The organism is Microcoleus sp. FACHB-1515 (assembly GCF_014696105.1).
Lineage (GTDB): Bacteria > Cyanobacteriota > Cyanobacteriia > Elainellales > Elainellaceae > JAAUTJ01.
In genome coordinates, this window is sequence record NZ_JACJPO010000010.1 from 44,064 (window position 1) to 69,973 (window position 25,910).

General features: G+C 53.7%; 25 protein-coding genes. 11 read left to right on the plus strand and 14 right to left on the minus strand.

Going from position 1 to position 25,910, the window contains the following annotated elements:
• Positions 1-38 precede the first annotated feature (38 nt).
• The 6 genes from H6F67_RS01365 to H6F67_RS01385 form a co-directional block, all read right to left on the minus strand.
• The gene (locus H6F67_RS01365) at positions 39-920 is read right to left on the minus strand and encodes a phycobilisome linker polypeptide (RefSeq protein WP_190762577.1); all 882 of its coding nucleotides are present in this window, start codon (positions 918-920) and stop codon (positions 39-41) included.
• Between the two features lie 148 nt (positions 921-1,068).
• The gene (gene cpcA, locus H6F67_RS01370; RefSeq protein WP_190762579.1) at positions 1,069-1,557 is read right to left on the minus strand and encodes a phycocyanin subunit alpha; all 489 of its coding nucleotides are present in this window, start codon (positions 1,555-1,557) and stop codon (positions 1,069-1,071) included.
• Positions 1,558-1,622: 65 nt separating this feature from the next.
• A complete protein-coding gene (locus H6F67_RS01375) occupies positions 1,623-2,147 on the minus strand; it encodes a phycocyanin subunit beta (RefSeq protein WP_190762581.1) in 525 nt (174 codons plus the stop codon).
• A 4-nt stretch (positions 2,148-2,151) separates the two neighbouring features.
• Positions 2,152-2,283: a hypothetical protein gene (locus H6F67_RS28010; protein ID WP_277874544.1), complete on the minus strand. Its 132-nt coding sequence runs from the start codon at positions 2,281-2,283 to the stop codon at positions 2,152-2,154.
• Between the two features lie 435 nt (positions 2,284-2,718).
• Complete coding sequence (locus H6F67_RS01380; RefSeq protein ID WP_396797469.1) at positions 2,719-3,675, minus strand: RluA family pseudouridine synthase; 957 nt, start codon at positions 3,673-3,675, stop codon at positions 2,719-2,721.
• Positions 3,676-3,685: 10 nt separating this feature from the next.
• Positions 3,686-4,810, minus strand: a complete 1,125-nt coding sequence (locus H6F67_RS01385; protein ID WP_190762582.1) for a calcium-binding protein — start codon at positions 4,808-4,810, stop codon at positions 3,686-3,688.
• A 491-nt stretch (positions 4,811-5,301) separates the two neighbouring features.
• On the opposite strand from H6F67_RS01385, the gene H6F67_RS01390 reads away from it, so the two are divergent.
• A complete protein-coding gene (locus H6F67_RS01390; protein ID WP_190762583.1) occupies positions 5,302-5,922 on the plus strand; it encodes a hypothetical protein in 621 nt (206 codons plus the stop codon).
• 22 nt (positions 5,923-5,944) lie between these two features.
• On the opposite strand, the gene H6F67_RS01395 is transcribed toward H6F67_RS01390, so the two are convergent.
• Complete coding sequence (locus H6F67_RS01395; protein WP_190762744.1) at positions 5,945-6,940, minus strand: aspartate carbamoyltransferase catalytic subunit; 996 nt, start codon at positions 6,938-6,940, stop codon at positions 5,945-5,947.
• Positions 6,941-7,020: 80 nt separating this feature from the next.
• On the opposite strand from H6F67_RS01395, the gene H6F67_RS01400 reads away from it, so the two are divergent.
• Positions 7,021-7,548: a hypothetical protein gene (locus H6F67_RS01400; RefSeq protein WP_190762585.1), complete on the plus strand. Its 528-nt coding sequence runs from the start codon at positions 7,021-7,023 to the stop codon at positions 7,546-7,548.
• 76 nt (positions 7,549-7,624) lie between these two features.
• On the opposite strand, the gene puuE is transcribed toward H6F67_RS01400, so the two are convergent.
• The gene (gene puuE, locus H6F67_RS01405; RefSeq protein ID WP_190762587.1) at positions 7,625-8,530 is read right to left on the minus strand and encodes an allantoinase PuuE; all 906 of its coding nucleotides are present in this window, start codon (positions 8,528-8,530) and stop codon (positions 7,625-7,627) included.
• A 70-nt stretch (positions 8,531-8,600) separates the two neighbouring features.
• Here puuE and H6F67_RS27560 point away from each other — a divergent pair, with 70 nt between their 5' ends.
• On the plus strand, positions 8,601-9,209 hold the full coding sequence (locus H6F67_RS27560; protein ID WP_242020440.1) for an MGMT family protein: 609 nt from the start codon (positions 8,601-8,603) through the stop codon (positions 9,207-9,209).
• A 252-nt stretch (positions 9,210-9,461) separates the two neighbouring features.
• Here the strand turns inward: H6F67_RS27560 and H6F67_RS01420 are convergent, their stop codons facing one another.
• From H6F67_RS01420 to H6F67_RS01430, 3 genes are all read right to left on the minus strand, one after another.
• Positions 9,462-10,052 carry a L,D-transpeptidase gene (locus H6F67_RS01420; RefSeq protein WP_242020441.1) on the minus strand — a complete coding sequence of 197 codons (591 nt, stop codon included), beginning with the start codon at positions 10,050-10,052 and terminating at the stop codon, positions 9,462-9,464.
• Positions 10,053-10,126: 74 nt separating this feature from the next.
• Complete coding sequence (locus H6F67_RS01425; protein ID WP_190762588.1) at positions 10,127-11,506, minus strand: DUF4335 domain-containing protein; 1,380 nt, start codon at positions 11,504-11,506, stop codon at positions 10,127-10,129.
• A 21-nt stretch (positions 11,507-11,527) separates the two neighbouring features.
• Positions 11,528-12,112 (minus strand): DUF3038 domain-containing protein, encoded by a 585-nt coding sequence (locus tag H6F67_RS01430; protein ID WP_190762590.1) that lies wholly within the window; start codon positions 12,110-12,112, stop codon positions 11,528-11,530.
• Between the two features lie 306 nt (positions 12,113-12,418).
• Here H6F67_RS01430 and H6F67_RS01435 point away from each other — a divergent pair, with 306 nt between their 5' ends.
• The 3 genes from H6F67_RS01435 to H6F67_RS01445 all read left to right on the plus strand — a co-directional run bounded on the left by H6F67_RS01435 (position 12,419) and on the right by H6F67_RS01445 (position 17,741).
• Positions 12,419-16,078, plus strand: a complete 3,660-nt coding sequence (locus H6F67_RS01435; RefSeq protein ID WP_190762593.1) for a response regulator — start codon at positions 12,419-12,421, stop codon at positions 16,076-16,078.
• A gap of 242 nt (positions 16,079-16,320) precedes the next feature.
• Entirely contained in the window at positions 16,321-17,184 is an 864-nt protein-coding gene (locus H6F67_RS01440; RefSeq protein ID WP_242020442.1) for a protein-glutamate O-methyltransferase CheR, read from the plus strand.
• On the plus strand, positions 17,184-17,741 hold the full coding sequence (locus H6F67_RS01445) for a chemotaxis protein CheB (protein WP_190762595.1): 558 nt from the start codon (positions 17,184-17,186) through the stop codon (positions 17,739-17,741). The genes H6F67_RS01440 and H6F67_RS01445 overlap by 1 nt, the downstream gene beginning before the upstream one ends.
• A gap of 20 nt (positions 17,742-17,761) precedes the next feature.
• Here the strand turns inward: H6F67_RS01445 and H6F67_RS01450 are convergent, their stop codons facing one another.
• The 3 genes from H6F67_RS01450 to H6F67_RS28440 all read right to left on the minus strand — a co-directional run bounded on the left by H6F67_RS01450 (position 17,762) and on the right by H6F67_RS28440 (position 20,097).
• The gene (locus tag H6F67_RS01450) at positions 17,762-18,613 is read right to left on the minus strand and encodes an MBL fold metallo-hydrolase (protein WP_190762597.1); all 852 of its coding nucleotides are present in this window, start codon (positions 18,611-18,613) and stop codon (positions 17,762-17,764) included.
• Positions 18,614-18,745: 132 nt separating this feature from the next.
• On the minus strand, positions 18,746-19,960 hold the full coding sequence (locus tag H6F67_RS01455; protein WP_396797496.1) for an AAA family ATPase: 1,215 nt from the start codon (positions 19,958-19,960) through the stop codon (positions 18,746-18,748).
• A complete protein-coding gene (locus tag H6F67_RS28440; RefSeq protein WP_396797474.1) occupies positions 19,930-20,097 on the minus strand; it encodes a hypothetical protein in 168 nt (55 codons plus the stop codon). The genes H6F67_RS01455 and H6F67_RS28440 overlap by 31 nt, the downstream gene beginning before the upstream one ends.
• A 304-nt stretch (positions 20,098-20,401) precedes the next feature.
• Between H6F67_RS28440 and rsmI the strand changes: the two genes are divergently transcribed.
• The 5 genes from rsmI to H6F67_RS01480 all read left to right on the plus strand — a co-directional run bounded on the left by rsmI (position 20,402) and on the right by H6F67_RS01480 (position 25,906).
• On the plus strand, positions 20,402-21,277 hold the full coding sequence (rsmI, locus tag H6F67_RS01460; RefSeq protein ID WP_199304184.1) for a 16S rRNA (cytidine(1402)-2'-O)-methyltransferase: 876 nt from the start codon (positions 20,402-20,404) through the stop codon (positions 21,275-21,277).
• Positions 21,274-21,984: a hypothetical protein gene (locus tag H6F67_RS01465; protein ID WP_190762603.1), complete on the plus strand. Its 711-nt coding sequence runs from the start codon at positions 21,274-21,276 to the stop codon at positions 21,982-21,984. Before rsmI ends, H6F67_RS01465 begins: the two co-directional genes overlap by 4 nt.
• A 38-nt stretch (positions 21,985-22,022) precedes the next feature.
• Positions 22,023-23,441, plus strand: coding sequence for a phosphoglucomutase/phosphomannomutase family protein (locus tag H6F67_RS01470; protein WP_190762605.1), 1,419 nt, complete (start codon positions 22,023-22,025; stop codon positions 23,439-23,441).
• Positions 23,434-23,661 carry a lipopolysaccharide assembly protein LapA domain-containing protein gene (locus H6F67_RS01475; protein ID WP_190762607.1) on the plus strand — a complete coding sequence of 76 codons (228 nt, stop codon included), beginning with the start codon at positions 23,434-23,436 and terminating at the stop codon, positions 23,659-23,661. The genes H6F67_RS01470 and H6F67_RS01475 overlap by 8 nt, the downstream gene beginning before the upstream one ends.
• 235 nt (positions 23,662-23,896) lie before the next feature.
• Positions 23,897-25,906, plus strand: a complete 2,010-nt coding sequence (locus H6F67_RS01480) for an elongation factor G (RefSeq protein WP_190762609.1) — start codon at positions 23,897-23,899, stop codon at positions 25,904-25,906.
• The last annotated feature ends 4 nt before the right edge of the window (positions 25,907-25,910 follow it).

Below are 25,910 nucleotides of genomic sequence, written 5' to 3' on the forward strand. Positions count from 1 at the left end.
CCAGACCAAAATAGTTTCCCGAATGCTTCGCCCCTGCGTTATGCGCGGCTAACGCTGACAATCCGACCGCCCTTCTTCACAATCTCCTGCATCTTCTGAGACAGCTTCTCATAGGGAACCAGGATCGCCGTGCTGCTGCGACGGACTTTCGGATATCCGGGCTGCAAAATTCCCGTCACTTCCAGGCGGAACATCCGACCGCTCTCTTCATTCGTGCCGCCCAGCGCTTTGCGGGGAGCCACGTCAGACGGAATGCCAGCATGACGCCAGCTTCCGCCGCTGTCACCCGACGGTCGGCTGATGTTGGAAACCGAGTTTTGACCGAGTTCGCGAGTCAGGCGCGGGTTGATGCCGCCGATCGTGCCTCTGTCACTGCTCGCATAGCCACGATACAGACGGAACATCCGCGTAAAGTCCGTTGTGCGCGATCCGGCTTTCACCTGGAAGCCGCGATAGTAGGGAACCACGTTGTTGCCAAAAGCTTGCGTGTATTCTTCGCTATCCAGGTGCGAATCGATTTCAGCATCAAAGCCTTGCTCTTCCACCAGTCCGGTGTGGTATGCCCATTCGCGTTCGTCTTGCGGCGGACGACCGAGCAGATGTTTGAAATTCAGTTCAACAAAGCGCTGATTTGAATTGCGATAGAAAAATTTGTTTTTGTACAGGTCTGACTTGGCGACAGCGCGGACAAAATCGCGAACCGAAATGCTGCCCTGCCGCAGCAGCGATTCGGCACTGGTCAAGCGTTCGGCCTTCATCACATAGTCGTTGCCCAAAACCTGCTTATAGACGGCACGAAACACCGTTTGCAGATCGTCTTCTGTCCAGTCCGGGCGAAGTTCAATTCTCGATCCTTCGTCGAAGGCTTCGAGACCGAGCGATCCGGCTGCGGCCAGATTGTGCGCCATTAAAGTGGTCATCTTGCTTCCCCTAACACAGCGAATATAATTTCAACCCATCGATCGAAACTCAGATAAACCTGGGATAAAACAATGCCCGGAAAAATAAGCAACTGTTAGCTTTTAGCCGCCAACACTCGCTGATTCTTCCGGGCACCGCACTAAGCAATTAGCTCAGGGCGTTGATGGCGTAGTCGATGTAGGTGTTTGCTTGGTTGGCAGCTTGGCCGCTCAGACCGTGATTGCTCTTGATGTGCTTCAGAGCTTCAACGTACCACGAGGGCGAAAGCTCGAATGCGCGGTTGATTTCATCCAAGCCAGCGATCAGGTACTCATCCATCGGACCCGTGCCGCCTGCGATCAAGCAGTACGTGACCATGCGGAGGTAGTGGCCGATGTCGCGAGCGCACTTGGATTTGCCACGCGAGTCAGCGGCGTACTGAGGTCCCTGCATTTGAGTGGTGTAGGGGAACTTTTGGTACACCGCGTTGGCTGCACCGTCAATCAGTTGCTGAGCCTTTTGGGTCAGAACGCGAGCGGCTTCCAAACCTGCAACGGCTTGCTCAAAGCGACCGTTGGCGGCTTGAAGTTCGGTGTTGCCAAGGAAACGACCTTGGGTATCTGCTGCGGCGATCGCTTCGGTAATCGGCGTTTTCATGTTCGGTTTCTCTCCCTAAAATTTGTCGTTACACACAGACCCTCAAGCAAAAGCTTGGGCAAAAACTAGGCAACAGCCGAAGCTGCGCGATCGAAGTAGCTTGCCAGTTCCGACATGACGGCGGCACAATCGCCACGCACGATGCCAGGAGCGTCGGGATCGTTGGCGATGCCGATCGCGATTTCCTTCATCTTCGAGACGCCAGCAGCGGTCGAACCACCAGGAACGCCGAGGGCTTGATAGGTTTCGCGCAGACCGTTGAGGCAGCGATCGTCAAGAACGCTGGCATCACCCGCCATCAAAGCGTAGGTGACATAGCGCAAGATGATTTCCATGTCGCGCAAGCAAGCGGCCATGCGACGGTTGGTGTAGGCGTTTCCACCGGGAGCGATCAGTTGGGGCTGCTCTTCAAACAGCGAACGAGCAGCGTCAGCCACGATCGAGGAAGCATTGGTGCTGATGCGGTTGACGGCATCGATGCGCTTGTTGCCTTCTTTGATCATGTTGCTCAGCGCATCAAATTGGCTGCTGCTGAGGAATTCACCTTTCGAGTCGGCTTGCGAAACCACCTTGGCGAATGCATCTAACATTGACTCAATCTCCTACTTGCTTGGTTGAGTTCGGTTTATAAAACTGGAGTTCAGCTAACCAGTCATTTGCTGCTTTCACCAGCAGCGTTCGAGGGCGTCGATCGAGCAAACAGCGAATATCAGGTTGACTACCCATTCTCAGAAATCCACCAGCCGTGAAGACAGGGCTATATGGACTTTTGTAAATCTGAGAGAATTTCACAATTGTATGAGAAAGCGGAAATTCGGTAAATCAACGGTTATTCAACTTTTGTTTGTCATCTCAACCCTTCCGAATCTCTTTATACAATGCGACAAAGCGATATTTTGTTACAAGTTGTGAAGTGTATTTCTTGCGACAGACATACCCCGCAAAGCTAGCTGCAATGGGCGTTTCAAGGCTTAACTCACTGTTAATCCTGCAATATTTAGTTACAGCAGTACAAGTCTTTATACCTACTAGCACAACGCTGGTTTATCTATAGATTCTCTTAAGAATTCGCTAAAAACTCGATGGTGCATAGCAAAAACCGCATCTTGTCGATTCTGAGAAGAAAGACAATTTTGTAAAGATTCTTTCACAGAAATTTTGTTATTTCTCAATTTGTGAAGCGTTGCGTTGCCGAAGAACCCGCAATAGCTTGAGAAATTCTTGTGGAAGTGGGGCGATCGCCTCCACCCATTCCCCCCTGGAGGGATGCTGCAACCGTAGCTTGTAAGCATGTAATGCTTGACCTGTGAGATTCACGCCGATCGATCTTCCCGACCCATAAACCGGATCACCGACGATCGGATGCCCCATCTGCGCCGAGTGAACGCGAATTTGATGTGTCCGTCCCGTCTCCAGCACAAACTTGTTCAGGCTGTAATTTCCCAACCGTTCCAAAACTTCCCAATGTGTGACGGCTCGCCTGCCACCTTTTTCAATCGGGACGATCGCCATCTTTTTTCGATCGACGGGATGCCGTCCAATCGGCAGGTCGATCGTCCCGCTGTTTGCCTGGGGTGAACCGTAGACGATCGCCCAATATTCACGTCCAGCCGTTTTTGCTTTGAGTTGGGCTTGGAGGTGCTGATGCGCGTGATCGGTTTTGGCAATGGCGATCGCGCCGCTGGTGTCTTTATCCAGCCGATGTACAATGCCGGGACGCTGTACGCCGCCAATGCCTTTGAGATTCGGACAGTGGGCAAGGAGGGCGTGAACGAGCGTACCAGATTCGTGACCGGGGGCGGGATGGACGACGAGTCCAGCAGGTTTGTTGAGAATGATCAGTTCGTCGTCTTCGTAGAGAATATCGAGCGGAATGGATTCGGGTAGCAGGTCAAGCGGTTCGGCTGCGGGAATCGTCAGGTGAATCGAATCGCCTGTTTGGACGGTAGCTTTTTTGGACGTGCAAACTTCACCGTTGAGCATCACTTGTCCTTGTTCAACCAATCTTTGCAGGCGCGATCGCGACCAGTCCGGCAGTTGGTCGGCCAGATAGCGATCGAGTCGATCGGATGCACCCGTCACCTGAAGGGTAATTTTGGACAAGGCGGTTTCGGACAAAAAAGCCTCCTTAAGATTCAATTTTGAAATCGTTTGCTGATAGGTTCGGCGTGTTTTGTAGCGTTGCAAATAGCACGCTTCTACCGCTACGCAAATCAAAGCGATAGTACAGCCGTCCAATGTCTTCTACATAGGTAATCACGGCACTTCCCCGCTGCACATCTTCAATGCTATCTACCACGTCAAACTCGCTGCTGCGGCTGAAGCCTCTGCCACCCGATTGTGACTGGATTTGTCTGAATGTGTCTTTGTTCAACACGATCGTATCAACTCCGCTGCGGAAATCGGTGAGCCGATAAGTGCTTCCATTCGTGAGGCCATCAAACACAAATTCATCGTCTCCGGCTCCGCCCACAAGCACATCATCGCCGCCGTTTCCGGTCAGGCGATCGTTTCCGGCTCCGCCATCAAGATTGTCATCTCCATCGCCGCCTGTCAGTTCATCATCGCCGCCCAAGCCAAACAGATTATCAGAGCGTCTGCTGCCCGTAATTTCGTTGTTCAAATTGTTGCCTGTGCCGCTGAAGGCGTTGCCAACCAGCACTAAATTTTCCACGTTGGAAGCATTTTCCAGCGAATAGTTGACCACTGTGAAAATCGTGTCGTCGCCTTCATCAGTGGCTTCAACGACGCGATCGCCCGGATTGTCCACGCCGTAGCTGTCGTTGCCTAGGCCGCCCTGCAACAGGTCGCGGCCTCTGCCACCATCGAGCCGATTTGAGCCGCGATTGCCGATTAGCGTGTTGTTGACGTCGTTGCCTGTGGCGTTGATGGACTGATTGCCGACGAGAACAACGTTCTCGAAAAATTGAGGGAGGGTGATGCTGTAGTTCGCTTGCAGCGTGTCTACGCCGCCGCTTTGATCCTCGCCGCCAACCTCATCGCCCTGCGTCAGAACGTAGTAGTCATCACCTTTGCCGCCAGAGAGCGTGTCTTCGCCTGCGCCACCATCAAGCCGATCGTTGCCCGCGTTGCCTTCCAGATAGTCGTCATCTGTGCCGCCCAACAGCCAATCATCGCCGCCGCTTCCAAACAGGCGATCGTCTCCGGCCAAGCCAAAGATTTTGTCGGCTTCGCGTCCGCCGCGTCGTGTATCGTCTCGATTCGTGCCACGAATCATTTTGTAAGTTACCATCGGTTCCCTTTTGTTCTAAACGGTTTCAACCTGACAACGACGCTCATAATACATCCGTTTGTGGTTTATCGCTGACGATCGATTGATCGAGGTTATTTTAAGTTTTGCTGCTAAGCATTTGTGAAAGCGAAAAAAAGATTGCGCGATCGTCAAGCTGCAAATTCTACACGATTCAAGCTGCTTGCTTGCGATGAAGATTAGGAGGCGATCGAAGCCAACGTTTTGATCATGAAATGTGAATGATAATAATAGTTAATTTGCTGCTGATTGGTAGGGCTGAGCCGCGATTAAAGCAGAAGATTTCGGTTGAAATGATGCCCGGTGGTTTGCCTTGAACACCGCCGCAATTGTCGTTCTAGCAAGTTAAAACGCTGGTCGTTGCACCCGCTTTGCAGATCGCCTAAACTGGGGCAGAATTAGCCCAGATTCAACTGCTGGCGATCGTCCCATCAGCCCGAATCGAATTTCACCTTTGTATATTGACGTTTCCTATGCCTTATTCTCCGCTTCGCCTTTGGCCGATCGCCTGTGCAACGCTGCTCGCCTCGCTGCCGATCGCGCCTGCCCAAGCTTCGATCGATTTTGGAATTCTCGGACGCGATTCGGAATATCGTGCTCGCGAGGCCGACTATTTTTCCTGCGCGACAAATTTGCTTTCGACAGGCATCTCTGAAGCAGAAGCCGCTGCTGCTTGTTCTGCTGCGCTTGCACCGCGCCAGATTGGAGATTGCGCGATCGACCTGTACAACAACACGGAATTGCAGCCAGAGGCGATCGTGGCAGGCTGTCGGCAAGTGCGCCGCCCGCTGGAACTTGCCGATTGCGTTGTGGATGTTCGCGCTGCCACAACCGACACCGCCGAAACCGACATCCTCGATAGCTGTCGCCGCAGCTTGCTTCCCCGCCGCTATGGAAACTGCGTCGTCGGCTTGGCGCGATCGACTGCTACAACTGGCATCGGAGCGCTGAGTAGCTGCATCCAAGCAGGCGATCGACCCCGCAACTTGCGCCCCAGCTTTGTGCCGTCCTCTCAACCCATTCCGACCACGCCGCGATCGAACGTTTCGACCGAGGGTGCAGACGCAGAATCACAGGGTATTCCGCTTCGGTAGGAAGTAGGGGCACGCCGTGCCCCTACGTGTTGCCGCTGCCCATTAGGTAGAGAAGCGCCATGCGAACGGCCACGCCGCTTGTCACCTGCTGCGAAATTAAGCTGAACTGCGGGTCGTCCATCAGATCCGAGCTAATTTCAACGCCGCGATTGGTCGGGCCAGGATGAAGAAGTTTTACATTGGGCTGGCACTGGTGGAGGCGATCGCGCGTGATTCCAAACTGTTGATGATATTCGCGCAAGCTGGGCAGCAAATTTTGCGTCATGCGTTCATGCTGAAGCCGCAAGGTCATGACGAAATCGGCGTTTTCAAGAGCGGGATCGATCGACCAGTGGATGAATAGCTTTTGGGAAGCCGAAGCCTCACTGACAAATTCAGCAAATACCCTGGGCAGCAGGGTCGGCGGAGCGGCGAGATGAACTTCGGCTCCGCTGGCGGTGAGGCTCCAAATGTTCGATCGCGCAACACGCGAATGGAGAATGTCACCGACGATCGCAATTTTTTTGCCTGCCAAAAGCGAGAGGCGGGGGCGATCGGGGTCGAGCAGCGTGCAAATCGTGAACAGATCGAGCAGGGCTTGGGAGGGATGTTCGTGCTGACCGTCGCCCGCATTGAGAACGCCGACTTTTGAGTCAAGCCTGTCCATTTCTTGGGCGATCGCCAGCGGCACTCCGGCTTCACGATGGCGAATCACCATCAAGTCTGTTCCCATTGCCAGATAGGTTTTGGCCGTATCAAGAATCGTTTCACCCTTGGTGAGCGAGGAGGTGGCAGCGGCAAAGTTGAGCGTATCGGCGGAGAGGCGTTTGGCGGCTAGCTCAAAGCTGCTGCGGGTGCGCGTCGAAGATTCAAAAAATAAATTTGCCACAACCTGACCCTGCAAGGTCGGAACTTTCTTGGTGCGGCGCGATAGAACTTCCCGGAAACTGGCGGCAGTTTGCAGAACAGTGTCGTATTCGGCTGGCGTAAAGTCGGCCAGCGAAATGACGTGGCGGCGATTCCAGGCTGTAGTCACCATACGGGTGTCGAGGTTTCCTTTCGATCGCTTGCGATCGAGTGTCGGATGCAAAGGCTGCAAAGAAATTATAGAGGGTGGCTGTGACGCGATTTTCTCAGGGTTGGTTGGCGCTGTTGCTGATTGGGTTGAGCAGTTGTTCGATCGCGCCACTGCCTTCGTCCGATCAAGTAAGCGATGCGGGAGCGATCGAATCTCCCACGCTTCCAGCCGCCAGCCCAACGCCCAGCTTGCGATCGAGTCCTGCCGCACCTGCTGCCAACACTGAGAACGTCAAAATTTATCGACTGGATCTTCAGTGTCAGTGGTTCCAGTCAGAAACGGTGGCTTTGCCGAAGGATCGATCGATGGAAGCTGCCGTTGGCAAAGTGCTGGCCGATCAGCAAAATGGTGATTTCACCATCAGCGGCTATCGCGTCATTCGTCGCCCCAATGGAGAAGTCATCATTGATTTTCGACTCGCGGCGGATTCCAAACGGCAGTTCACTTCGCTTTCAAGCTGCGAGCAGACCGCACTGTTTGGCAGTTTGCGGCAAACGCTGTTGCGAAATCCGCAGTGGGGCGTGAAGCTGATTCGATTTCGCAATCGCGGCGCGGCGATCGTGCTTTGAGCGGATGCGTATACCAATTTGAAATCGCGGATAGCCGGTGTGCATGACTTCGTAAACACACAAGATCTTGTGTTTCTTACTGAAACGGGTGTTTTTCGTGCCAGTGGCGAGCGATGTCGAGGCGACGGCAGAGCCAAACGCGATCGAACCCCTGCACATAGTCTAAAAAGCGAGCAAGGGCGGCGGCGCGTCCCGGTCGTCCGACCAGTCGGCAGTGGAGGCCAACGCTCATCATTTTTGGGGCGGTTTCTCCTTCGGCATACAGCACATCAAAGGCATCGCGCAGGTAGGCAAAAAACTGGTCGCCGGAATTGAAGCCTTGCGTGGTGGCGAAGCGCATATCGTTGTTGTCGAGCGTGTAGGGAATGATCAGATGCGGGCGACCAAACTCAATATCCCAGTAAGGCAAATCGTCCGCATAGCTGTCGGCATCATAGAGAAATCCACCTTCCTCGACCACCAAGCGGCGGGTGTGGCGGCTGTTGCGTCCTGTATACCAGCCCAAAGGACGCGATCCGGTAACGCGAGTGTGAATCTCGATCGCCCTTTGCAAATGCTCGCGCTCTTCGGTTTCACCAAAATACTTGTAGTCGATCCAGCGATAGCCGTGACTGGCAATTTCCCAATCGGCTTCGAGCATCGCCGCGACTGCTTCCGGATTGCGATCGAGCGCCATCGCCACACCGTAAACCGTAACGGGAATTTGTCGAGTGCAAAACATGCGATGCAGCCGCCAAAAGCCCGCCCGACTGCCATAGTCATAGCAAGACTCCATGTTCATGTGGCGCAGTCCCAGCAGCGGTTCTGCACCGACAATTTCTGATAGAAACGTTTCGGAAGCGCGATCGCCGTGCAAAATGCTCGATTCGCCGCCTTCCTCATAATTGATCACAAACTGCACGGCCACTCGCGCCTGATTCGGCCAGTTTGGATGCGGCGGATTGCGCCCATAGCCCACTAGATCACGCGGATAATCAGTCATGCTTGGTTTCTCGATCGTCGGTAATGCTACAAGAAGAACGCTACAAGAAAAAAAGGCGCAAGCAAAGCGAATGTCAAGCTATGACCAAATTTATGCCGTCGTTCGACTCATTCCCTACGGTCAAGTTGCCACCTACGGCCAAATTGCCGAACTCGCCAACCTTCCCGGACAAGCGCGACTGGTCGGATATGCGCTGTTCCGTGCGCCCGACGATGACATTCCTTGGCATCGTGTGATCAACGCCAAAGGTGAAATCTCGCAATCGCCTTGGCGGATGGGCAACGATGACTTGCAGCGATCGCGCCTCGAAGCCGAAGGCATTGAATTCACCAACGACAAAGTCAACCTGCGCCAGTATCGCTGGCAGCCGCAGAACTCCCCTGCGGCAGAGTTAGCGATCGAACAGACCTGGGAAAATAGCGATCGTCCCTTCACCGATTCACCAATGGAACGCGAAGTCACCGACGCAGACGGAACCACCTGGACTTGCGTACAGGCTTTCTCCGGCCTCTCCCAAGACGAAGAACACCAAGACGCCGCCAAAGTCAAAGGTGAAGATGCCTACTGGGTCGTCTGCACCCCCAGCGGCGGTGCACAATCGGTGCGCGTCAAGCTGCCAAAAGACTGGGAAGGCTTGCCGGACGAGAAATTGCTAGAGGCGATCGAAGCGGCGCGGTGAAGGGCGATCGGGTGTCGGCTCGGAAGCGAGAGACGCGGACGGCACACCGATGTGGCGCACATTGTCACACACGAGCAACCCCTTTGGGAGTCCAGAGGGTGGAACCCTTTGGTCGGGGTTGGAGGTGTGGAGGAGGGGTGGCCCTAGCCTCCACTGGCTCGGAAAACCGAGAGCAATTTAAAGGGCAATCGATCCATCCGCAACCGAAATTTCAGCCACAAAGGATTAAAGCGATCGCTCGTCACTCGATCGCTAAGGACGAACCACCACCGTCGTCCCCACCTCCACCTGCTCATACATCTCCTCAATATCCGCATTCATCATCCGAATGCACCCATGCGAAACCGCCAGCCCAATCAGTTCCGCCTGATTCGTGCCATGAAAGCCAATTTGATTAATTCCATCCGTCCAAAAGCCAATCCAGCGCGACCCCAGCGGATTATCCGCCCCAGCCGGAACCACTTCACCCGTAATCGGATGCTCCCACTCCGGATCGGGATGCTTATCTTCAACCGTAAACGTTCCCGTCGGCGTCTCCCAACCTTCTTGCCCCACCGCGATCGGGTACTCCGCGATCGCCTTTCCGCGCCGAAACAGCGTCACGCTGCGATCGCTCAAATCCACCAGGAGGCGACTTTGCACCGCCTGCGGCGATCGTGCCACTCGTGAGGCCGACGCCCCTTTGGGCGATCGCGCATTCGTCACGATCGGCTCAGCCGCAGCAGGCAGCGGACTAGTATCCCCGTGCCACTGCACGGCAATCATCAAACTTGCCGCAGCAAAACTCGAAATCATCAAGCTTCGCCGCAGCAGTTGCGACTCGTCCTGCTTGCGCTGCAACATGCCGAAATCGACCCTCCGAAACCAACCCTAAACTGCTTCCTTCATATTTTATGGGTAAGTTCTCGATCGATCGACTAGTTCACCGATTCCAAAAACGTCCTCACCCGACCATCAGGACTGAGAACCAAGCGAATTTGAGCACTTTCAGCCGAAGCAAGCGGTGCAACAAACGGTTCACCTACCAGGGGGATTTGGGTGCGATCGACAAAGTTGCCTGCCGCCTGACCGAGCGGCGTGATTTGCGCGATCGTTCCATCAGCGGCAATTTGCAGTCGATATTCCAGCGTTTGCGTCAAACCTTCGGGTGGCTGCCAGCGCTGCGTGAAATAGTCTCGCGCCTCAGCCACCTGCGGAATCGTATCAAACGCCGTTGGACTTTGGAGGGTCGAACCTTGGTTGGCAGACGGTGCAGACACAGCGGGCGGCTGAGCAGTTCTGGCCGCTTCGGGTGCAGTTGCGATCGACGCAGGCGGATCGCTTGGCAGCGGCTGCGTCGGAATTTGCGTTTGTGGCTGTGACCTTGGCACAACCGCGATCGACGGCAAAGGCGGCACCGATCGCGGTGCAGACTGCTGTGGACGCGCAGGCGTCGTCGGACGAGTCGGCGTTGTGGGACGCGCAGGTGCTTGGCGCGGCACAGGAACAGCAGTGCCCGGCAGCGTTGCTCCAGCAGGCGGAGGCGGCGGCAAGACGAGCGGCTTTGGTGAAGCAAATTCTGAGCCAGGAGAAACCGTCACGGTTGGCGGGGCAGTGGGTGCAGTTGGCACGGTGGCAGGTGCAGAGGCTACTTCTGAATTTTCATCGGACGCTGCCGTTTGCACCGGAGCCGAAACGTCATTGACAAAGCGCAACAGCGTCGTTCCCAGCCCGATCGCCAGCACGGTTCCCGCCGCGATCGGCAACCAGCTTCGGCGCGGCGACCAGCGCGATCGCTCCAAAGTCGGCAAAGTAGCAGCCTCTTGACGATAAGCATCCAGCGCATCCGCCAGATCCGCAAGCTGCACAGCACTCAGACGAATCATCCCACCCGTTTCGGGGGTTGCCAGCTCGCCTAAATGCAGTTCATGCGACACCAAACCGTTTGGCCGCAGGTGAACGCCCGCATCGATCGCACCCGGAGGCGGAGCTTCCACAGGCTGAAGGACGGTTAAAGCGGCTCGCTCAGCCATTGCCGTTGCGCTATTGCCGTTTACGCCTGTCAGCGGCAAAGTCGATTGCGACAGAAACGACTGCACATAAGCGCTGACGGCTTCCGACAGCGCTTCAAGCTGTGCGCCGTCTCCCTGCAAGCGCACTTGGCGATCGCTCGGCAAGGTCGGGTCATCAAAGCTGAGCTGAAACTGCACCTGCTTCACCAGCGATCGATCGCTCCAGCGCGACAGGGCAGACTGGCGACCGGAAACTTCCAGGGTGCAAGTTGGCGGCGTATAGCGACGGGAAACAGAATTAAACATAGCGGGTGCTTCAAATTCCAACTAGCTGCGTGTGCGATCGAGCAGGGCCAGCCAAAGCCTGCGTGCTCCGTTCGCTGAACCATAGAACAACAGGTCAATCAGCAGTTTGAGGGCAAGATGCGTCAGTTCATCGGGATTGGCCGACTCCCCTTCCTCCATGCGCTCTTGGTAGGTGTTGCTGAAGCGATCGAGATAGTCGCCTAGCAGTGCGGCCTGATGCGGCGGGCGATGCTGTTCGGTCAACTGCTCAAGCAAAGCGACGGCGCGGCGGACAAGTTCTTGATGCTGTTTTGCCAGATGCGCGCAGATCAACACGAGCGATCGCGCTTCCTCAACATCCATCCGCTTGCGTCCTTGCCCTTTGCGTAGGGGACTTGCCTGCCGCAGCCGCCACAGCGCCACGCGATCGCCCACCATTTCGGTGAGGTTGAGGTCTTCCGCCGCCTGAAGCATTGCCTCTGAGCCGATTCCCGCCAGAGCCTCTAGCGCCAGCAGCACCAGATCAAGCTGAGCTTTGATGTTGTTCAACTGAGTGGGATCAGGCGAATTGGCGAGCGGCAGTTGCTCCAGGGAATTGGGATGCGGCAGCTTGGCGGTGGATGGCATAAGAGATCAGGAAGATCAAGAAATAAAGGCAAAATCAGCAGCAAACCGCTTGAGCATCGAGGTTATTGTGGCTCAAGAATCAGCGACAGAGGCGATCGGTTTCAGGTCTTGAAACAAGACGAGTTCCATTTTGACTAAGTTTCTTATTCAGATTACAGGCTTATGCGATCGAAACACATCTGCCCTTTGAGCTGCTGCCATATTTCAAAATACGGCCAGCTTTGTGCGTCACCAGGTCAAATCTTCCAAATCAACCAAATGGCTGTGGCAAGATGAGGAATAGCGTCTTGCGGTTCTCCAGTGGTCATGCTGAGTCGATTGAAAATTGGCACAAAAATTGCGTTGAGTTTTGCCTTAGGGTTAGGAATTTTTGCGGTCATTGCCGCGCTTGCCTATCGCAACACGAAGCAGCTTGTGAGTCGATCAGCGCAGCAGTCGCACACCTATGAGGTGCTAGCTGAACTTCAAGATTTAGAAACGCAAATTGTCACGGCTGAATCTAATAGTCGCGCCTTCATCATCACTAGAGATGATTCTTTTTTACCTCCCCATGAGGCAGCTTTGCGCGAACTGCGGCAAAACATCAATGATTTGCGGCGATTAACGGTAGATAACTCTGTTCAGCAGCAGAACCTCGATCGATTACAGCTACTAATTGATGAACGCATTGAGGTTTTTGAAGAAAATATTGTTTTAACGCGACAAGGGGGAGTGGCTGCAATTAATGCCCGCCCCGCTGCTCGCCGTCAGCAAATCCGCGATCTCGCTGAAAACATCCGCACGGTTATCGGTGAAATGGAGGCCGAAGAGCAAAGATTGCTCGCTGAGCGCAGTGGTCAAACAGATGTGGCAGCCCAGCAAACGATCGACAGCATCCGCCTTGGATTTCCGATTTACTGCTTGCTGATCGGCATGATTGGCTATGCTTTAAGCCGCAACATTTCACGTCCTTTGCATCGCATTTCTGAAGTGGCCGATCGCGTCGGCGAGGGCGATCTAACAACGCGAATTCCTGTTTATGAAGATCGACGGGACGAAATTGGATCGCTGGTAAAAACCTTTAATGACATGATCGATCGCCTGCAACAAACGACCGATCGCAGCGAAGCGCAAAACTGGTTGAAGTCAAATTTAGCTGAGCTTTCGCGAATTTTGCAGGGTCGGCGCGATCGCCTGGCGATTAGTCAGCGCATCCTATCAGAAATTGTGCCGCTGGTGAATGCACAGCACGGCGTTTTCTACATCATGGATGCCGAAGCAGATCCGCCCGTTCTGCGAATGCTGGCGAGCTATGCCTATCAGGAACGACGGCAGCTATCCAATGAGTTTCACTTGGGCGAAAGCCTGGTGGGACAGTGTGCGATCGAGAAACAGCGCATTCTGTTAACCGATGTCCCAGGCGACTATATTCGCGTTTCGTCTGGCCTAGGAGCCGCGCCACCGCTGAACATTGTTGTGCTGCCTGTCCTATTTGAAAAAGAAGTTGTAGCGGTTCTAGAACTTGCCTCGTTAAAGCGATTTACGCCGATTCAGCTTGAATTTCTCGACCAGGTGACAGAAAGTATTGGTGTCGTTTTGAATACGATCGCCTTTGATGTTCGCAACGCTCAACTGCTTGAACAAGCGCAGCACTTAGCCGTTGAATTGCAGCATCAGCAAGAAGAATTGGTCGAAAGCAATCGTCGTTTAGAAGAGCAAGCGGGAGCTTTACAAGCGTCTGAAGCACTGCTAAAAGAACAGCAGGAAGAATTGCAGCAAACGAACGAAGAATTGCAGCAGTTGAATACTGAACTGGAAGAGAAAGCCGAGCTACTTTCAAATCAAAAGCAGGAAGTTGAGCGGAAGAACGTTGAGATTGAACTTGCTCGCGTCGCGCTAGCAGACAAAGCCGAACAGCTTGCCCTCAGTTCTAAATACAAGTCGGAATTTTTGGCAAATATGAGTCACGAACTCAGAACGCCGCTCAATAGCTTGCTGATTCTTGCCAAGCTGCTTTCTGAAAATGGCGAAGGCAACTTGAGCGACAAGCAAATGGAATACAGCCGCACAATTTATTCAGCAGGAACCGATTTGCTGGAATTGATTAACGACATTCTTGATCTTGCGAAGATTGAGTCTGGAATGATGACGTTGAATGTCGAGCCAATGCCGTTTGTGGAACTGAAAGGACATCTCGATCGCACCTTCGAGCAGGTCGCTCAAAATAAAAACTTGTCGTTCACCGTGTCGATCGATCCCAACTTGCCCAGTACGCTTCAAACCGACGCCAAACGCCTACAGCAAATTCTCAAAAATCTACTTTCCAATGCGTTCAAATTTACCGATAAAGGCGGCGTGACGCTGAAAATTTTTGCAACTCAACATCCGCTGAATGGATTGATGAGCGATGCGATCGCGTTTGCTGTAACCGATACTGGAATTGGCATTCCTGCCGAAAAGCAAAAAATTATTTTTGAAGCCTTCCAGCAAGCCGATGGTACAACCAGTCGCAAATACGGCGGCACAGGCTTAGGACTGTCGATTAGTCGAGAACTCGCTCAGCTTTTGGGTGGAGCGATCGAAATTGCCAGCCAGCCCGGACAAGGCAGCACCTTCACCTTGTATCTGCCGCTGAACACGCCTGCCTTGCCGCCCGCAGTCGCTGCCGCTCAACCTGCGCCAGAAGTGCCGCTGATTGCTACGCCTCGTGAGAAACCGCCTGCTCCGCCGGAACCGGAACCAATCATTGCACAGGCGTTTCCAGAAGTACCAGACGATCGCGACTCGGTTCGCGTGGGCGATCGGACGCTGCTGATTGTCGAAGATGACGTGAATTTTGCCAGAATCCTGCTGGGCATGGCGCGACAAAACGGCTTCAAGGGCATTGTCACGCTGCGCGGCAATCCGGCTCTCGCGCTGACACGACAGTTTAAGCCGGACGCGATCATGCTCGATTTGCGCCTGCCAGATATGGACGGTTGGGCAGTCCTCGATCGCCTCAAGCACGATCCGCAGACGCGCCACATTCCCGTTCACATCCTTTCGGTTGATGAAGCGCAGCAGCGCGGTTTGCAGCAGGGCGCGATCGCTTTTCTGCAAAAGCCTGTTTCACCCGAAGCGTTAACACAAGCGCTAAACGACATCAAAGGATTTGTCGATCGACAAGTGCGCCAGCTTTTGATTATTGAAGACGATTCCATTCAAGCGCAAAGCATTGTGGAACTGATTGGCAATGGTGATGTAGAAAGTACCGCTGTCGGTAGCGGAGTCGAAGCATTAGCCATGCTTGAAGCACGACAATTTGATTGTGTCGTTCTCGATTTGGGACTGCCCGACATGAGCGGTTTTGATTTAATGGAGCAGATTAAACGGGTGGTCGAGCGCCAAGGTGCGCCGCCTTTGCCGATCATTGTTTACACCGGAAAAGAACTGTCGAGACAGGAAGAAACCGAACTCAAACGATTAGCAGAAACAATCATCGTCAAAGATGTGCAGTCGCCCGAACGACTGCTCGATGAAACAGCTTTGTTTCTGCATCGCGTTCAGGCCAATCTGCCAAAACCCAAGCGCCAAATTCTTGAACAGCTACATCAAAATGATCCCGTTTTGGCTGGCAAGAAAGTTTTGATTGTTGATGATGATGTCCGCAATATCTTTGCGCTCACCAGCTTGTTAGAACGCTATCAAATGCAGGTGCTTTATGCGGAAAATGGACGGGATGGAATCGCCGCGCTGCAAAATCATCCCGACGTGAATGTCGTTTTGATGGACGTGATGATGCCAGAGATGGACGGCTATGAAACGACTCGCGCCATTCGTGAACAAGACTCGTTTCGATCGCTTCCCATCATTGCACTGACAGCCAAAGCCATGCAGGGCGATCGCGAAAAGTGCCTTGAAGCTGGAGCATCTGACTACATCACCAAGCCCGTCGATACCGAACAGCTCCTTTCACTGCTGCGCGTTTGGCTCTATGGTCGGGCATAGGGCAAAAGAGAGAGAAAGCGCGATCGCACTTGGCACTTATGATAGTTTCCTAACAAGCTTTAAAGATTTACCTTAATTTAAAGTAGAAGTCAATTGATTTTCAGCAAGCAATTTGCTTGCTGAATTTCTACCGATCGTCCATTGCATTCGGCTTCGCATTTCTTGTTCAAATTGCCTCGATCGTTATGGTTGCAGGCGAGAGACTGCTCGATTTTTTATAAAAATCTTTCTAAACTCAATCTATGCTGTCCTCGATCAGCGATCGCAAAACGCAGATGCTTGCGCTCAAACCCAGCCTTGAAGATATCGAAATTCAGCTATTGCTTGAGGGCGTCTATCGCTACTACGGGTTTGATTTTCGCCACTATGCACTTTCTTCACTCAAGCGACGGATTCGGCGCGTTTTACAGAACGAGAACTTGCCGACGATTTCCGCACTGCAAAATCAAGTGTTGCACGATGGCGACTGTCTTCAGCGACTTTTGTTGGGGCTAACCGTCAACGTTACTTCAATGTTTCGCGACCCTAGTTTTTTTCTTGCCTTTCGTCAGCAAGTCGTACCTTTACTGCGGACTTATCCCTACATTCGGATTTGGCACGCAGGCTGTTCGACCGGACAAGAAGTGTATTCGATGGCGATTTTGCTGCAAGAAGAAAATCTCTATCATCGCTGCCGAATTTACGCCACTGACACGAATGAACTGGTTTTGCAGCAGGCAAAAAACGGCATCTATCCGATCGATTTGCTGCAAGGATACACACAGCTTTATATCAAGGCAGGCGGCAAGCGATCGTTTTCGGAATACTACACGGCAGCCTATGGAAACGCAATGTTTCGATCGAGCTTGAAGGAAAACATCGTCTTTTCTCAACATAATCTCGCGACTGACGGCTCATTTAATGAGTTTAATGTGATCATCTGTCGAAACGTGATGATCTACTTCGATCGCATTTTGCAAAAGCGTGTTCATCAACTTTTTTATGAGAGTCTATGTAAGTTTGGCATCTTGGGATTAGGGAAACAGGAATCCTTGCGGCTGTCGGCTTATGAGCAATACTATGAGGAGATTCAGCGAGGCGAAAAGCTGTATCGGAGGTTGAATTAGTGACAGTGAAACTGGTTGTGATTGGCGCATCACTCGGCGGTTTTTCTGCTCTCAAGCTAATCTTAGGTAAACTGCCACCTGCTTTTTCTGTCCCGATCGCGATCGTGCAGCATCGTCACAAAGAATCACAAACGACTTTAGCAAGCTATCTGCAACCGCTAATTCCGCTGCCCATTCGCGAAGTCGAAGACAAAGACGAAATTGCGCCCGGAACGATCTATCTTGCTCCGGCTGACTATCATCTACTGGTGGAATTTGGCTATTTTACGCTGACGACAGATGAGCCTGTTTGCTATGCTCGGCCTTCGATCGATGTGCTGTTTGAATCTGCCGCCGATGCCTATGGCGATCGCGTCATTGGCATCATTCTAACGGGAGCCAATCAAGATGGCGCACAGGGAGCCGCTGCCATCAAAACAAAAGGCGGACGGGTAATTGTGCAAGACCCTTCAACTGCCGAAAGTCCCGTCATGCCGGATGCTGCAATCGCTGCGACTCAAGTTGATGCGATCGTGCCGCTGACGGCGATCGCATCAACTTTATTGACCTATTTGTAAGTAGCTACTACGTGAATCAATCAGCGCTTGGATGTTTGCGAAACACGATTCAATCGATCGGCCAATGTCTTGAACTCGATTGCATCGTGACTGCAAAATAAGCGAACCTCCTCGCGATCGCGATTGAGCTGTCGTAGTCGATTTTGATTGAATAATCGCGTCGGGCGATCGACTTCCATCAGTCGTTGATAGGCGCGGAGTCCGGGTGTGCAGTTTGGTTCAGACGGATGCATTTCCTCGCGATAGAAATAAGCATCGCCTGCGTGCAGCAGCCATCCTTCTGAGGTTTGAATCGCCACGCCTGCGTGACCTTTTGTATGTCCAGCAAGCGGAATGAGCAAAATTTCAGGAGGCAATCCGGCCAGATCGCGAACTGCTTCAAAGCCAAACCAGGGTTCACCGCCTGCTGCATAGAACTTCCAGTTTTTCACTTCATCCCACTGCTTAGGCCGATAGCGTCGGTGAGCAATAAAACCTTGGCGATCGCGACTCGCTTCTACTTCGCTTTGCATCACATGCACGGTTGCTTCGGGAAAATCTTCCAGTCCACCTGCATGATCAAAATCTAGATGTGTCAGCACAATATGACGCACATCTTGAGCAGAAAACCCAAGCTTTTCAACTTGCTCGATCGCCGTATATTTCGATTCAAATTGAATGTTATTGAAGTGAACAAAGAAAGGACTGAGCCGCGAATAAGGCGATCGCACATCGCGCAGTCCAAACCCCGTATCAACTAACACTAATCCCTGATTGGTTTCAATGAGTAAACAGTGGCAAACTAGATGAGCCGTGAAGCCGCGACTGAAGCCATCAAATAGCGCTCCGCCGATCGGACACATGCAGCCGCAATTGAGATGATGAATGTGCATAAGTTCCCCTGACAGCTTGAGATTGAGCCAGCGATCGATGTGGCGTTCATGGATTCAGTTAGCCGATTTTTTCGATCGTAAAAAGACCGTCAGAGGAATGCTTCTTCCTAATGAGATAGAGCGATCGTCATCTCAAAAAGATGTTTTTATCAAGCTGGCAAGCTGCGGATCGATCGCCTGCGTCGTGTCCAGCACTTGCACATAGGATTGCTCTGTCTCGGTAAACGGATCAAATTCCTGCTGCGGCAACAGATCAACCGTCGCATCAGCAATGTCGCCTGTGCGTTGGGCAACGCGATCGCGCCGCACCTCAGCCGGAGCATCGCAGAAGAGAATTTGCAGCGGCATGTCGTGAGATTTGGCTTGTTCGATCGCGGCTTGGCGGTAGTGTTGGCGATCGTATTTAGCATCGAGAATCACGGTGTAGCCGGATTCGGCCAGCAGTAGGCCAAGCTCCAGCAGGCGATCGTAGGTTTTCTCGTGCATTTCCGGCGTGTAGAGGCTGGCATCGCCGCGATCCTCGACCGAAATGCCGCCCAAGTGTTTGCGAACCGCGTCCGATCGCAGGTGAATCGCGTTAAGCTGCTTTGCCAAAGTGCGAGCCGTCGTACTTTTGCCTGCGCCAGACAAGCCGGAAATCAGGATGATGCAGCCTTGCTGCTGCTGACAGTAGCGCCATGCCTGACGGTAGAATCGGGCGGCGAGCTTTTGAATTCCGGCTTTGTCGCTGGCGGGAATAGCCGGGTCGTCAAGCAAAAATGACAGAATTTTAGCGCGGACGTAGGCTTGCCGATTCACATAGAAGGGCAAAACCTGCAAGCCTTCCCAGTCTCCGGTTTGCTCTAGATAGGTGTTGAGAAATAGCGTTGTCAGGTCTTGGCGATCGCCCGAATCGAAGTCGCGCACAATGTATGCCACGTCGAACATCGTATCGACAAAGCGGAACGGCTCGTTGAATTCGATGCAGTCAAACAAAAGAAGCTGGTCGTTCCAGTAGGCGATGTTGTTGAGGTGTATGTCGCCATGACATTCGCGAATTTTGTCTTGAGCGATGCGGCGATCGAACCAGTGCTGACAGTCGGCAAATAAGCGATCGGTGTATTGGCGGCAGTCGTCAAATTGCTCCTGCGTTTGGGCAATGCCGATGTATTTTTCGGTTTGCTCGTAGTTTTGATCGATCGCTTCGCGCACCTGTTCGACTTTGCCGAAGCTGCGGATGTAATCGTTGGTAGCGGTTTTGCGATGGAAGCGGGCGATCGCTTTGGCAAGTTCAATCACCAGTTCTTCGCTAAGTTCGCCGCGCTCAAACATTGCCATTAGCAGCGTGTCTTGTGGGAACTGGCGCATTTTGACGAGATATTCGATCGGTTCTCCCTCGCCATCGATGCCGTTTTCGCTGACGGGCAACACTTCGAGATAAAGCTCTGCTGCGCCGAGACGGTTGAGCCGCAGTTCTTCTTCGCAATAGTGTCGTCGCTGTTCAAGGGTGGAATAGTCTAGAAAACCAAAGTTGACGGGTTTTTTGATTTTGTAGGCGTATTCTCCGGTCAAGATCACGTAGGAAACGTGGGTTTGAATCAGTTGCAGCGGCTCCTGAACGGGATGCGGATAAAAAGCAGGATCGAGCATTTGCAAGATCAGGGGCGGTAAGCTGCTGTCGGTCATGGCAATGGGGTGGGCGTCAGAGGTGAGCGATTTTTGAGTTCACAGCAATCATAAAGCTTGAGTGGCGATCGCGTTTGAATCTGGACGTTTCGCTGCTTGTCTGCTTGCGCTAGGATGCTCGACATGAAGATTCAACCGCAAACGCTTTATGTCGTCGGCACGCCGATCGGCAACTTGGAAGATATGACGTTTCGCGCCGTGCAGGTGTTGAAAGAAGTCGATCTGATTGCGGCAGAAGACACAAGGCACACGGGCGGACTGCTTTCCCATTTCCAAATTGCGACGCCACAAATCAGCTATCACGACCACAATCGCCACAGTCGGCTGGCGGAACTGATCGCACGGCTGCAACAGGGACAGTCGATCGCCCTCGTCACCGATGCGGGAATGCCTGGAATTTCTGATCCGGGTTACGAACTGGTCGCCGCCTGCGTCGAAGCGGGATTTGCCGTTGTGCCGATTCCCGGTGCAAGTGCGGTCGTTACGGCTCTGAGTGCGGGTGGATTGCCCAGCGATCGCTTTGTGTTTGAAGGCTTTTTGCCGCCCAAAGGCCAGGAACGCCGCGATCGACTCGAAGCGTTGCAGTCCGAATCGCGCACGATCGTTCTCTATGAAGCGCCGCACCGACTAAAGCAGACATTGACCGATCTCGCTGCTACACTAGGCGACAATCGATCGATCGTTTTGGCTCGCGAACTCACCAAGCGGTTTGAAGAATTTTGGCGCGGCACCCTAGCCGAGGCGATCGTGGCTTATGGCGATCGGGAACCAATGGGCGAATTTACCGTCCTCGTTGCCGGGGCAGAAGCCGCAGTTCCGCTGCTGTCGGAAGCTGCGCTCAAAAGCGAACTTCAGCGCTTGTTGCAGCAGGGCTTGTCGCGATCGCAAGCGAGTCGTCAGCTTGCCCAGCAAGCCGCTTTGCCGCGCCGCCAAGTCTATCAGCTTGCGCTTTCGGTTCCCGATCCCAATGATGACGCCGACTCTGTAGGACAATCATGAATTTTCGCACTGTGCAACTGGTGGCGATTGCGCTGCTGCTGGCGGGCTGCAATGCGCCTGCACCAACCGCCACACCCGAACCCGAATCTGCTGCGTCGCCTGCTCCCACAACCGCGAACTCTACGCCAACCGCAAGCGCAAGTTCGCCCGCCCCAAGCCCGACCGCAGCCGCCGAACAGCCCGCCGTCATTTCTGAAACGGGCATCGGCGCGGCACAGTTGGGCATGACGATCGCCCAGCTTCGGCAAACTCTTGGTACGTCGGCAGAATTTGTGGTGCAGGCTCCGTTTATGGTGGATTTTGATGCGATTGCCGTGCGCCAAAACGGACAAATACAGTACTACATTCTCTATTTGGCTGGACAGCAGCCGAACGAAAATTTGCCGATTCAAGGTTTGCTAACGACCAATCCGCGCTACAAAACGGCGGCAGGCGTAGGCGTGGGCGTGTCGATCGCGCAGGCAGAATCCGCTTATGGCAAAGCGATTTTGTCCTACAACACGCAAAACGAATCGCGAGAATATGCCCGCTTTGAGCATCAGCCTGCTGACAACATTTCGTTTGGAACCGGAAACGGCGCTCAGCAAACCGCCGGAGTTTACCCTGCTGGAAACGGCGAATTTCGCGAAACGCAAGAGTATCGATCGGACGCGGTGATTCAGTCGATTCTCGTAGTTTGCCTGGCTCAAGGCTGTGCGGCTCAGTAACCGGGGGTAGGATGGAGGCAGTGATTTCTCTGTGATTCATGCCCGATTCTGAGGCGATCGAGTTTGGGACGGACGGCTGGCGCGGCATTATTGCCGAAAATTTCACCTTTGCGAATGTCTGCAAAGTGACAAGAGCGATCGCTCGCTACCTCGAAACCGCTTACGATCGCGATCGACCCGTTCTCGTTGGCTACGATACGCGCTTTCTGGCCGAATCTTTCGCCCAAACTGCCGCCGAAATTCTCGCCGCTCAAGGCTGGTCAGTGCGAATGGTCGATCGCGACTGCCCCACGCCCGTCTTGGCCTACTGCGCTCGCGAATTTCACACAGTGGGCGCACTGATGTTTACAGCCAGCCACAATCCCGCCATCTACTGCGGGATCAAATACATCCCCGACTACGCTGGCCCCGCCACAACCGAAATTACCGATGCGATCGCCGCTTTCCTCGACGCTGCCGAAATTGCGGTGAGTGAACCCGGAACGATTACCGCATTTAATCCGGCGATCGACTATCAAAACTACCTTCTGACCCTGCTGGATTGCGATCGCCTCCGTCAGGCTCATCTCTTGGTCAAATACGACGCTTTATATTCCACTTCTCGCGGCTATCTCGATGTACTGCTGCGGCAGTGCGGCTGTCGAGTGGAAACGCTGCACGATCGTCGCGATGTCCTGTTTGGCGGCGGCGTTCCGGAACCGAACGGCGAACAGCTACGCGAACTCGTCCAAGCCGTACAGTGCGATCGCGCCGACTTGGGAGTGGCAACCGATGGCGACAGCGATCGCTTTGGCATTGTCGATGAGCAGGGCAATCGGCTCGAACCGATTCAGGTTTTGCTGGTTTTGGTGCGGCATTTGGTTGAGCAAAAAGGGCAGAGCGGGGCGATCGTCCGCACAGTCGCAACGACGCATCTGCTCGATTCATTGGCGCAGCACTATGGCCTCAAGTCGATCGAAACCGCAGTTGGCTTCAAGCACATCGGGCAGGTGATGCGCCAGACGGAAGTGTTGATCGGCGGCGAAGAATCCGGCGGACTGAGCATCGGTTCCCACATCCCCGAAAAAGACGGCATTCTCGCAGGGTTGCTAGTAGCAGAAGCGATCGCCTGTGCCCAAAAGCCGCTGAGCGTTTTGGTGGCTGAAGTGATTGCGATCGCAGGCGGAATGCGCTTCAACTACCGCATCGATTACTGCCTTAATGCCGCCGCAAAACAAATCGTCCTCGCAACTTTTCAAACCGATCCACCACTCACAATTGCCGGAGTTTCTGTGCAGTCGATCGGCCACAAAGACGGCGTCAAACTTTATCTTGAAGATGATAGCTGGGTGCTGCTGCGAGCATCAGGAACCGAACCGCTTTTGCGCGTCTATGTCGAGGCGCGATCGCCCCTTCAACAGCAGCAAATGACCGCTCAACTCAAAGATTTCATCGATCAAATCCTCACTCATGGCTAACTTCCTCACCGCTTTAATTCTTGGCGCTTGGGTCTGCGCGATCGCCTTGATCTCCGTCCAAAACGCCACCCCCGTCTCGCTGCGATTTCTCACCTTTCAATCGGTTGCCATCCCGGTCGGCGTCGTCCTTGCCTTTTGCGCGACGTTGGGAATGGTGAGTATGGCGATCGCGCTTCCTCGTCCCCGCCGCCGCAGACGCAACGAACTCGACGAATTTTAGATCGATCCGCTGTTTGCCCACTCCCTACTCCCAAGTTGCGATCGATTAACTTTCTTGCTCTAAATGTCACAAAATAAACTTTCCTAACCGACTGATCCCCAAAGGTTAGCCTCAGGTTAATGTTAGGAACATGCAGTTGGGATCGCTTCGATTGAAGTTAGGTTGCCTCGATACAAACACCTAATTTCAAGCCAACTTTTGATGTGAACTTTTTGCAACATTGGAGTGAGTTTTTATGAACGAAAATGTCTTGTGCAACTCACGAAACGTGGCGATCGTCGGGCCTTACCTCAGTGGCAAAACCACTCTGCTTGAGAGTCTGCTTTCCGTGACGGGAGCCATTTCTCGCAAAGGCAGAGTGGCCGATCGCAACACTGTGGGGGACGCTTCAGCCGAAGCCCGCGATCGCCAAATGAGCGTGGAAGTCAATGCCGCCAGTACTCAGTACGGCGGCATTCATTTTACGTTTCTCGACTGTCCTGGATCGGTGGAATTTTGCCAGGAAACCTACAATGCTTTGATTGGCGTCGATGCGGCGATCGTCGTCTGCGAACCTGACCCCGCCCGCGCCATGACGCTTGCTCCGCTGTTTCAATTTTTGGACGATTGGGAAATTCCGCACCTGATTTTCCTGAACAAGATGGATCGCGCCAACGGCAATTTCAGCGAAACGCTACAAGCGCTGAAGGAAGTCTCAAGCCGTCCGCTCGTTCTGCACCAATACCCAATTCGTCAAGGCGAAACCACAACCGGATTTATTGATTTGGTGAGCGAAGAAGCGTTCCAATATCATCCCGGCGCACCTGCCGATCGAATTCCCCTCCCGGAAGAATTGCGAGACCAAGAACACAACGCCCGCGTCGAAATGTTAGAAACGCTGGCCGATTTTGACGATCATTTGTTGGAAGAACTGCTCGAAGAAATCGAGCCGCCCCAAGACGAAATTATTCAAGATTTGAAGATGGAATTGGGCGCAGATTTGATCGTCCCCGTCTTCATTGGCATGGCCGATCAAGACTTTGGCGTCCGGCCTTTGCTAAATGCCCTTCTGCGCGAAGCCCCTGAACCGGAAGTCACTGCCGATCGGCGCAAACTCAGCGGCAACAAACCTGTTGCCCAAGTCCTGAAAACCTACAGCACCGCTCAAGGTAGCCGCCTCTCGCTCGTCCGCGTTTGGCAAGGCAGCATCAGCGACGGCATGACCTTGAACGGCATTCGCATCGGTGGCCTGTATCGCCTGATGGGTCAGCAGCAGCAAAGTTTGCAAGCGGCAGAAGCCGGATCGATCGTCGCTTTAGGACGGATGGAAGGCATCAAAACCGGAACCACGCTGAGCGCGGACGGTTCGATCGATCTGCCCCGCGCCGAGAGCCTCGCGCCCGTGTATGCGCTGGCGATCACTCCTGAAAAGCGCAACGATGAAGTCAAGCTCAGCAGCGCCCTCAACAAGCTGCTGGAGGAAGACCCCGCGCTTTTCTGGGAGCAGCACGGCGACACGCACGAAATTATTCTGTGGGGACAGGGTGACATTCACTTGCAGGTCGCACTCGATCGACTGCGCCGCAAATACAATTTGCCGATGGTGACGCACCTGCCGCAAGTGCCCTACAAAGAAACGATCCGGCGCACCGCTCCCTCCGTGCATGGCCGCTACAAACACCAGTCGGGCGGACATGGCGCATTTGGCGATGTCTATCTGGAAATCAAGCCGCTCGGCAGGGGTGAAGGCTTCCAGTTTGGCGATCGCATCGTCGGCGGCGTTGTGCCCAAGCAGTACATTCCCGGTGTGGAAACGGGAGTGCGCGAATATCTCGTCAACGGGCCGCTGGGCTTCCCGGTCGTGGATGTCGCCGTTACGCTCACCAACGGTTCCTATCACACGGTCGATAGCTCGGAGCAAGCCTTCAGGCAGGCGGCACGACTGGCAATGCAGGAAGGAATGCGCCAGTGCGAACCGACGCTGCTCGAACCGATCGCTTCGATCGCCATCTCCGTCCCCAACGAATTCACCTCCAAAGTTCTCCGCCTAATCAACGGACGGCGCGGCCAAGTCCTCGGCTACGATGCCAAACCCAACTGGCGCGGCTGGGATGAAGTCTCGGCACATCTACCCCAAGCGGAAATGCACGATCTCATTGTCGAGTTGCGATCGCTCACGATGGGCGTTGGCTCGTTCCGCTGGCAGTTTGATCACCTCCAAGAAGTCCCCGATAAGGTGATGGAGCGATTGCTCAAGACCAGCTAAATTT

What these genes read in the sequence shown, in the direction of transcription:
- H6F67_RS01365 (WP_190762577.1), bottom strand. Translation starts at nt 920, where the DNA reads ATGACCACTTTAATGGCGCACAATCTGGCCGCAGCCGGATCGCTCGGT.
- puuE (WP_190762587.1), bottom strand. Translation starts at nt 8,530, where the DNA reads ATGACTGATTATCCGCGTGATCTAGTGGGCTATGGGCGCAATCCGCCG.
- H6F67_RS27560 (WP_242020440.1), top strand. Translation starts at nt 8,601, where the DNA reads ATGTCAAGCTATGACCAAATTTATGCCGTCGTTCGACTCATTCCCTAC.
- H6F67_RS01420 (WP_242020441.1), bottom strand. Translation starts at nt 10,052, where the DNA reads ATGTTGCAGCGCAAGCAGGACGAGTCGCAACTGCTGCGGCGAAGCTTG.
- H6F67_RS01455 (WP_396797496.1), bottom strand. Translation starts at nt 19,960, where the DNA reads ATGCGCCAGTTCCCACAAGACACGCTGCTAATGGCAATGTTTGAGCGC.
- H6F67_RS01450 (WP_190762597.1), bottom strand. Translation starts at nt 18,613, where the DNA reads ATGCACATTCATCATCTCAATTGCGGCTGCATGTGTCCGATCGGCGGA.
- H6F67_RS01425 (WP_190762588.1), bottom strand. Translation starts at nt 11,506, where the DNA reads ATGTTTAATTCTGTTTCCCGTCGCTATACGCCGCCAACTTGCACCCTG.
- H6F67_RS01465 (WP_190762603.1), top strand. Translation starts at nt 21,274, where the DNA reads ATGAATTTTCGCACTGTGCAACTGGTGGCGATTGCGCTGCTGCTGGCG.
- H6F67_RS28010 (WP_277874544.1), bottom strand. Translation starts at nt 2,283, where the DNA reads ATGGGTAGTCAACCTGATATTCGCTGTTTGCTCGATCGACGCCCTCGA.
- H6F67_RS01440 (WP_242020442.1), top strand. Translation starts at nt 16,321, where the DNA reads ATGCTGTCCTCGATCAGCGATCGCAAAACGCAGATGCTTGCGCTCAAA.
- H6F67_RS01475 (WP_190762607.1), top strand. Translation starts at nt 23,434, where the DNA reads ATGGCTAACTTCCTCACCGCTTTAATTCTTGGCGCTTGGGTCTGCGCG.
- H6F67_RS01430 (WP_190762590.1), bottom strand. Translation starts at nt 12,112, where the DNA reads ATGCCATCCACCGCCAAGCTGCCGCATCCCAATTCCCTGGAGCAACTG.
- H6F67_RS01395 (WP_190762744.1), bottom strand. Translation starts at nt 6,940, where the DNA reads ATGGTGACTACAGCCTGGAATCGCCGCCACGTCATTTCGCTGGCCGAC.
- cpcA (WP_190762579.1), bottom strand. Translation starts at nt 1,557, where the DNA reads ATGAAAACGCCGATTACCGAAGCGATCGCCGCAGCAGATACCCAAGGT.
- H6F67_RS01470 (WP_190762605.1), top strand. Translation starts at nt 22,023, where the DNA reads ATGCCCGATTCTGAGGCGATCGAGTTTGGGACGGACGGCTGGCGCGGC.
- H6F67_RS01375 (WP_190762581.1), bottom strand. Translation starts at nt 2,147, where the DNA reads ATGTTAGATGCATTCGCCAAGGTGGTTTCGCAAGCCGACTCGAAAGGT.
- H6F67_RS01385 (WP_190762582.1), bottom strand. Translation starts at nt 4,810, where the DNA reads ATGGTAACTTACAAAATGATTCGTGGCACGAATCGAGACGATACACGA.
- H6F67_RS01390 (WP_190762583.1), top strand. Translation starts at nt 5,302, where the DNA reads ATGCCTTATTCTCCGCTTCGCCTTTGGCCGATCGCCTGTGCAACGCTG.
- H6F67_RS01480 (WP_190762609.1), top strand. Translation starts at nt 23,897, where the DNA reads ATGAACGAAAATGTCTTGTGCAACTCACGAAACGTGGCGATCGTCGGG.
- H6F67_RS01435 (WP_190762593.1), top strand. Translation starts at nt 12,419, where the DNA reads ATGCTGAGTCGATTGAAAATTGGCACAAAAATTGCGTTGAGTTTTGCC.
- rsmI (WP_199304184.1), top strand. Translation starts at nt 20,402, where the DNA reads ATGAAGATTCAACCGCAAACGCTTTATGTCGTCGGCACGCCGATCGGC.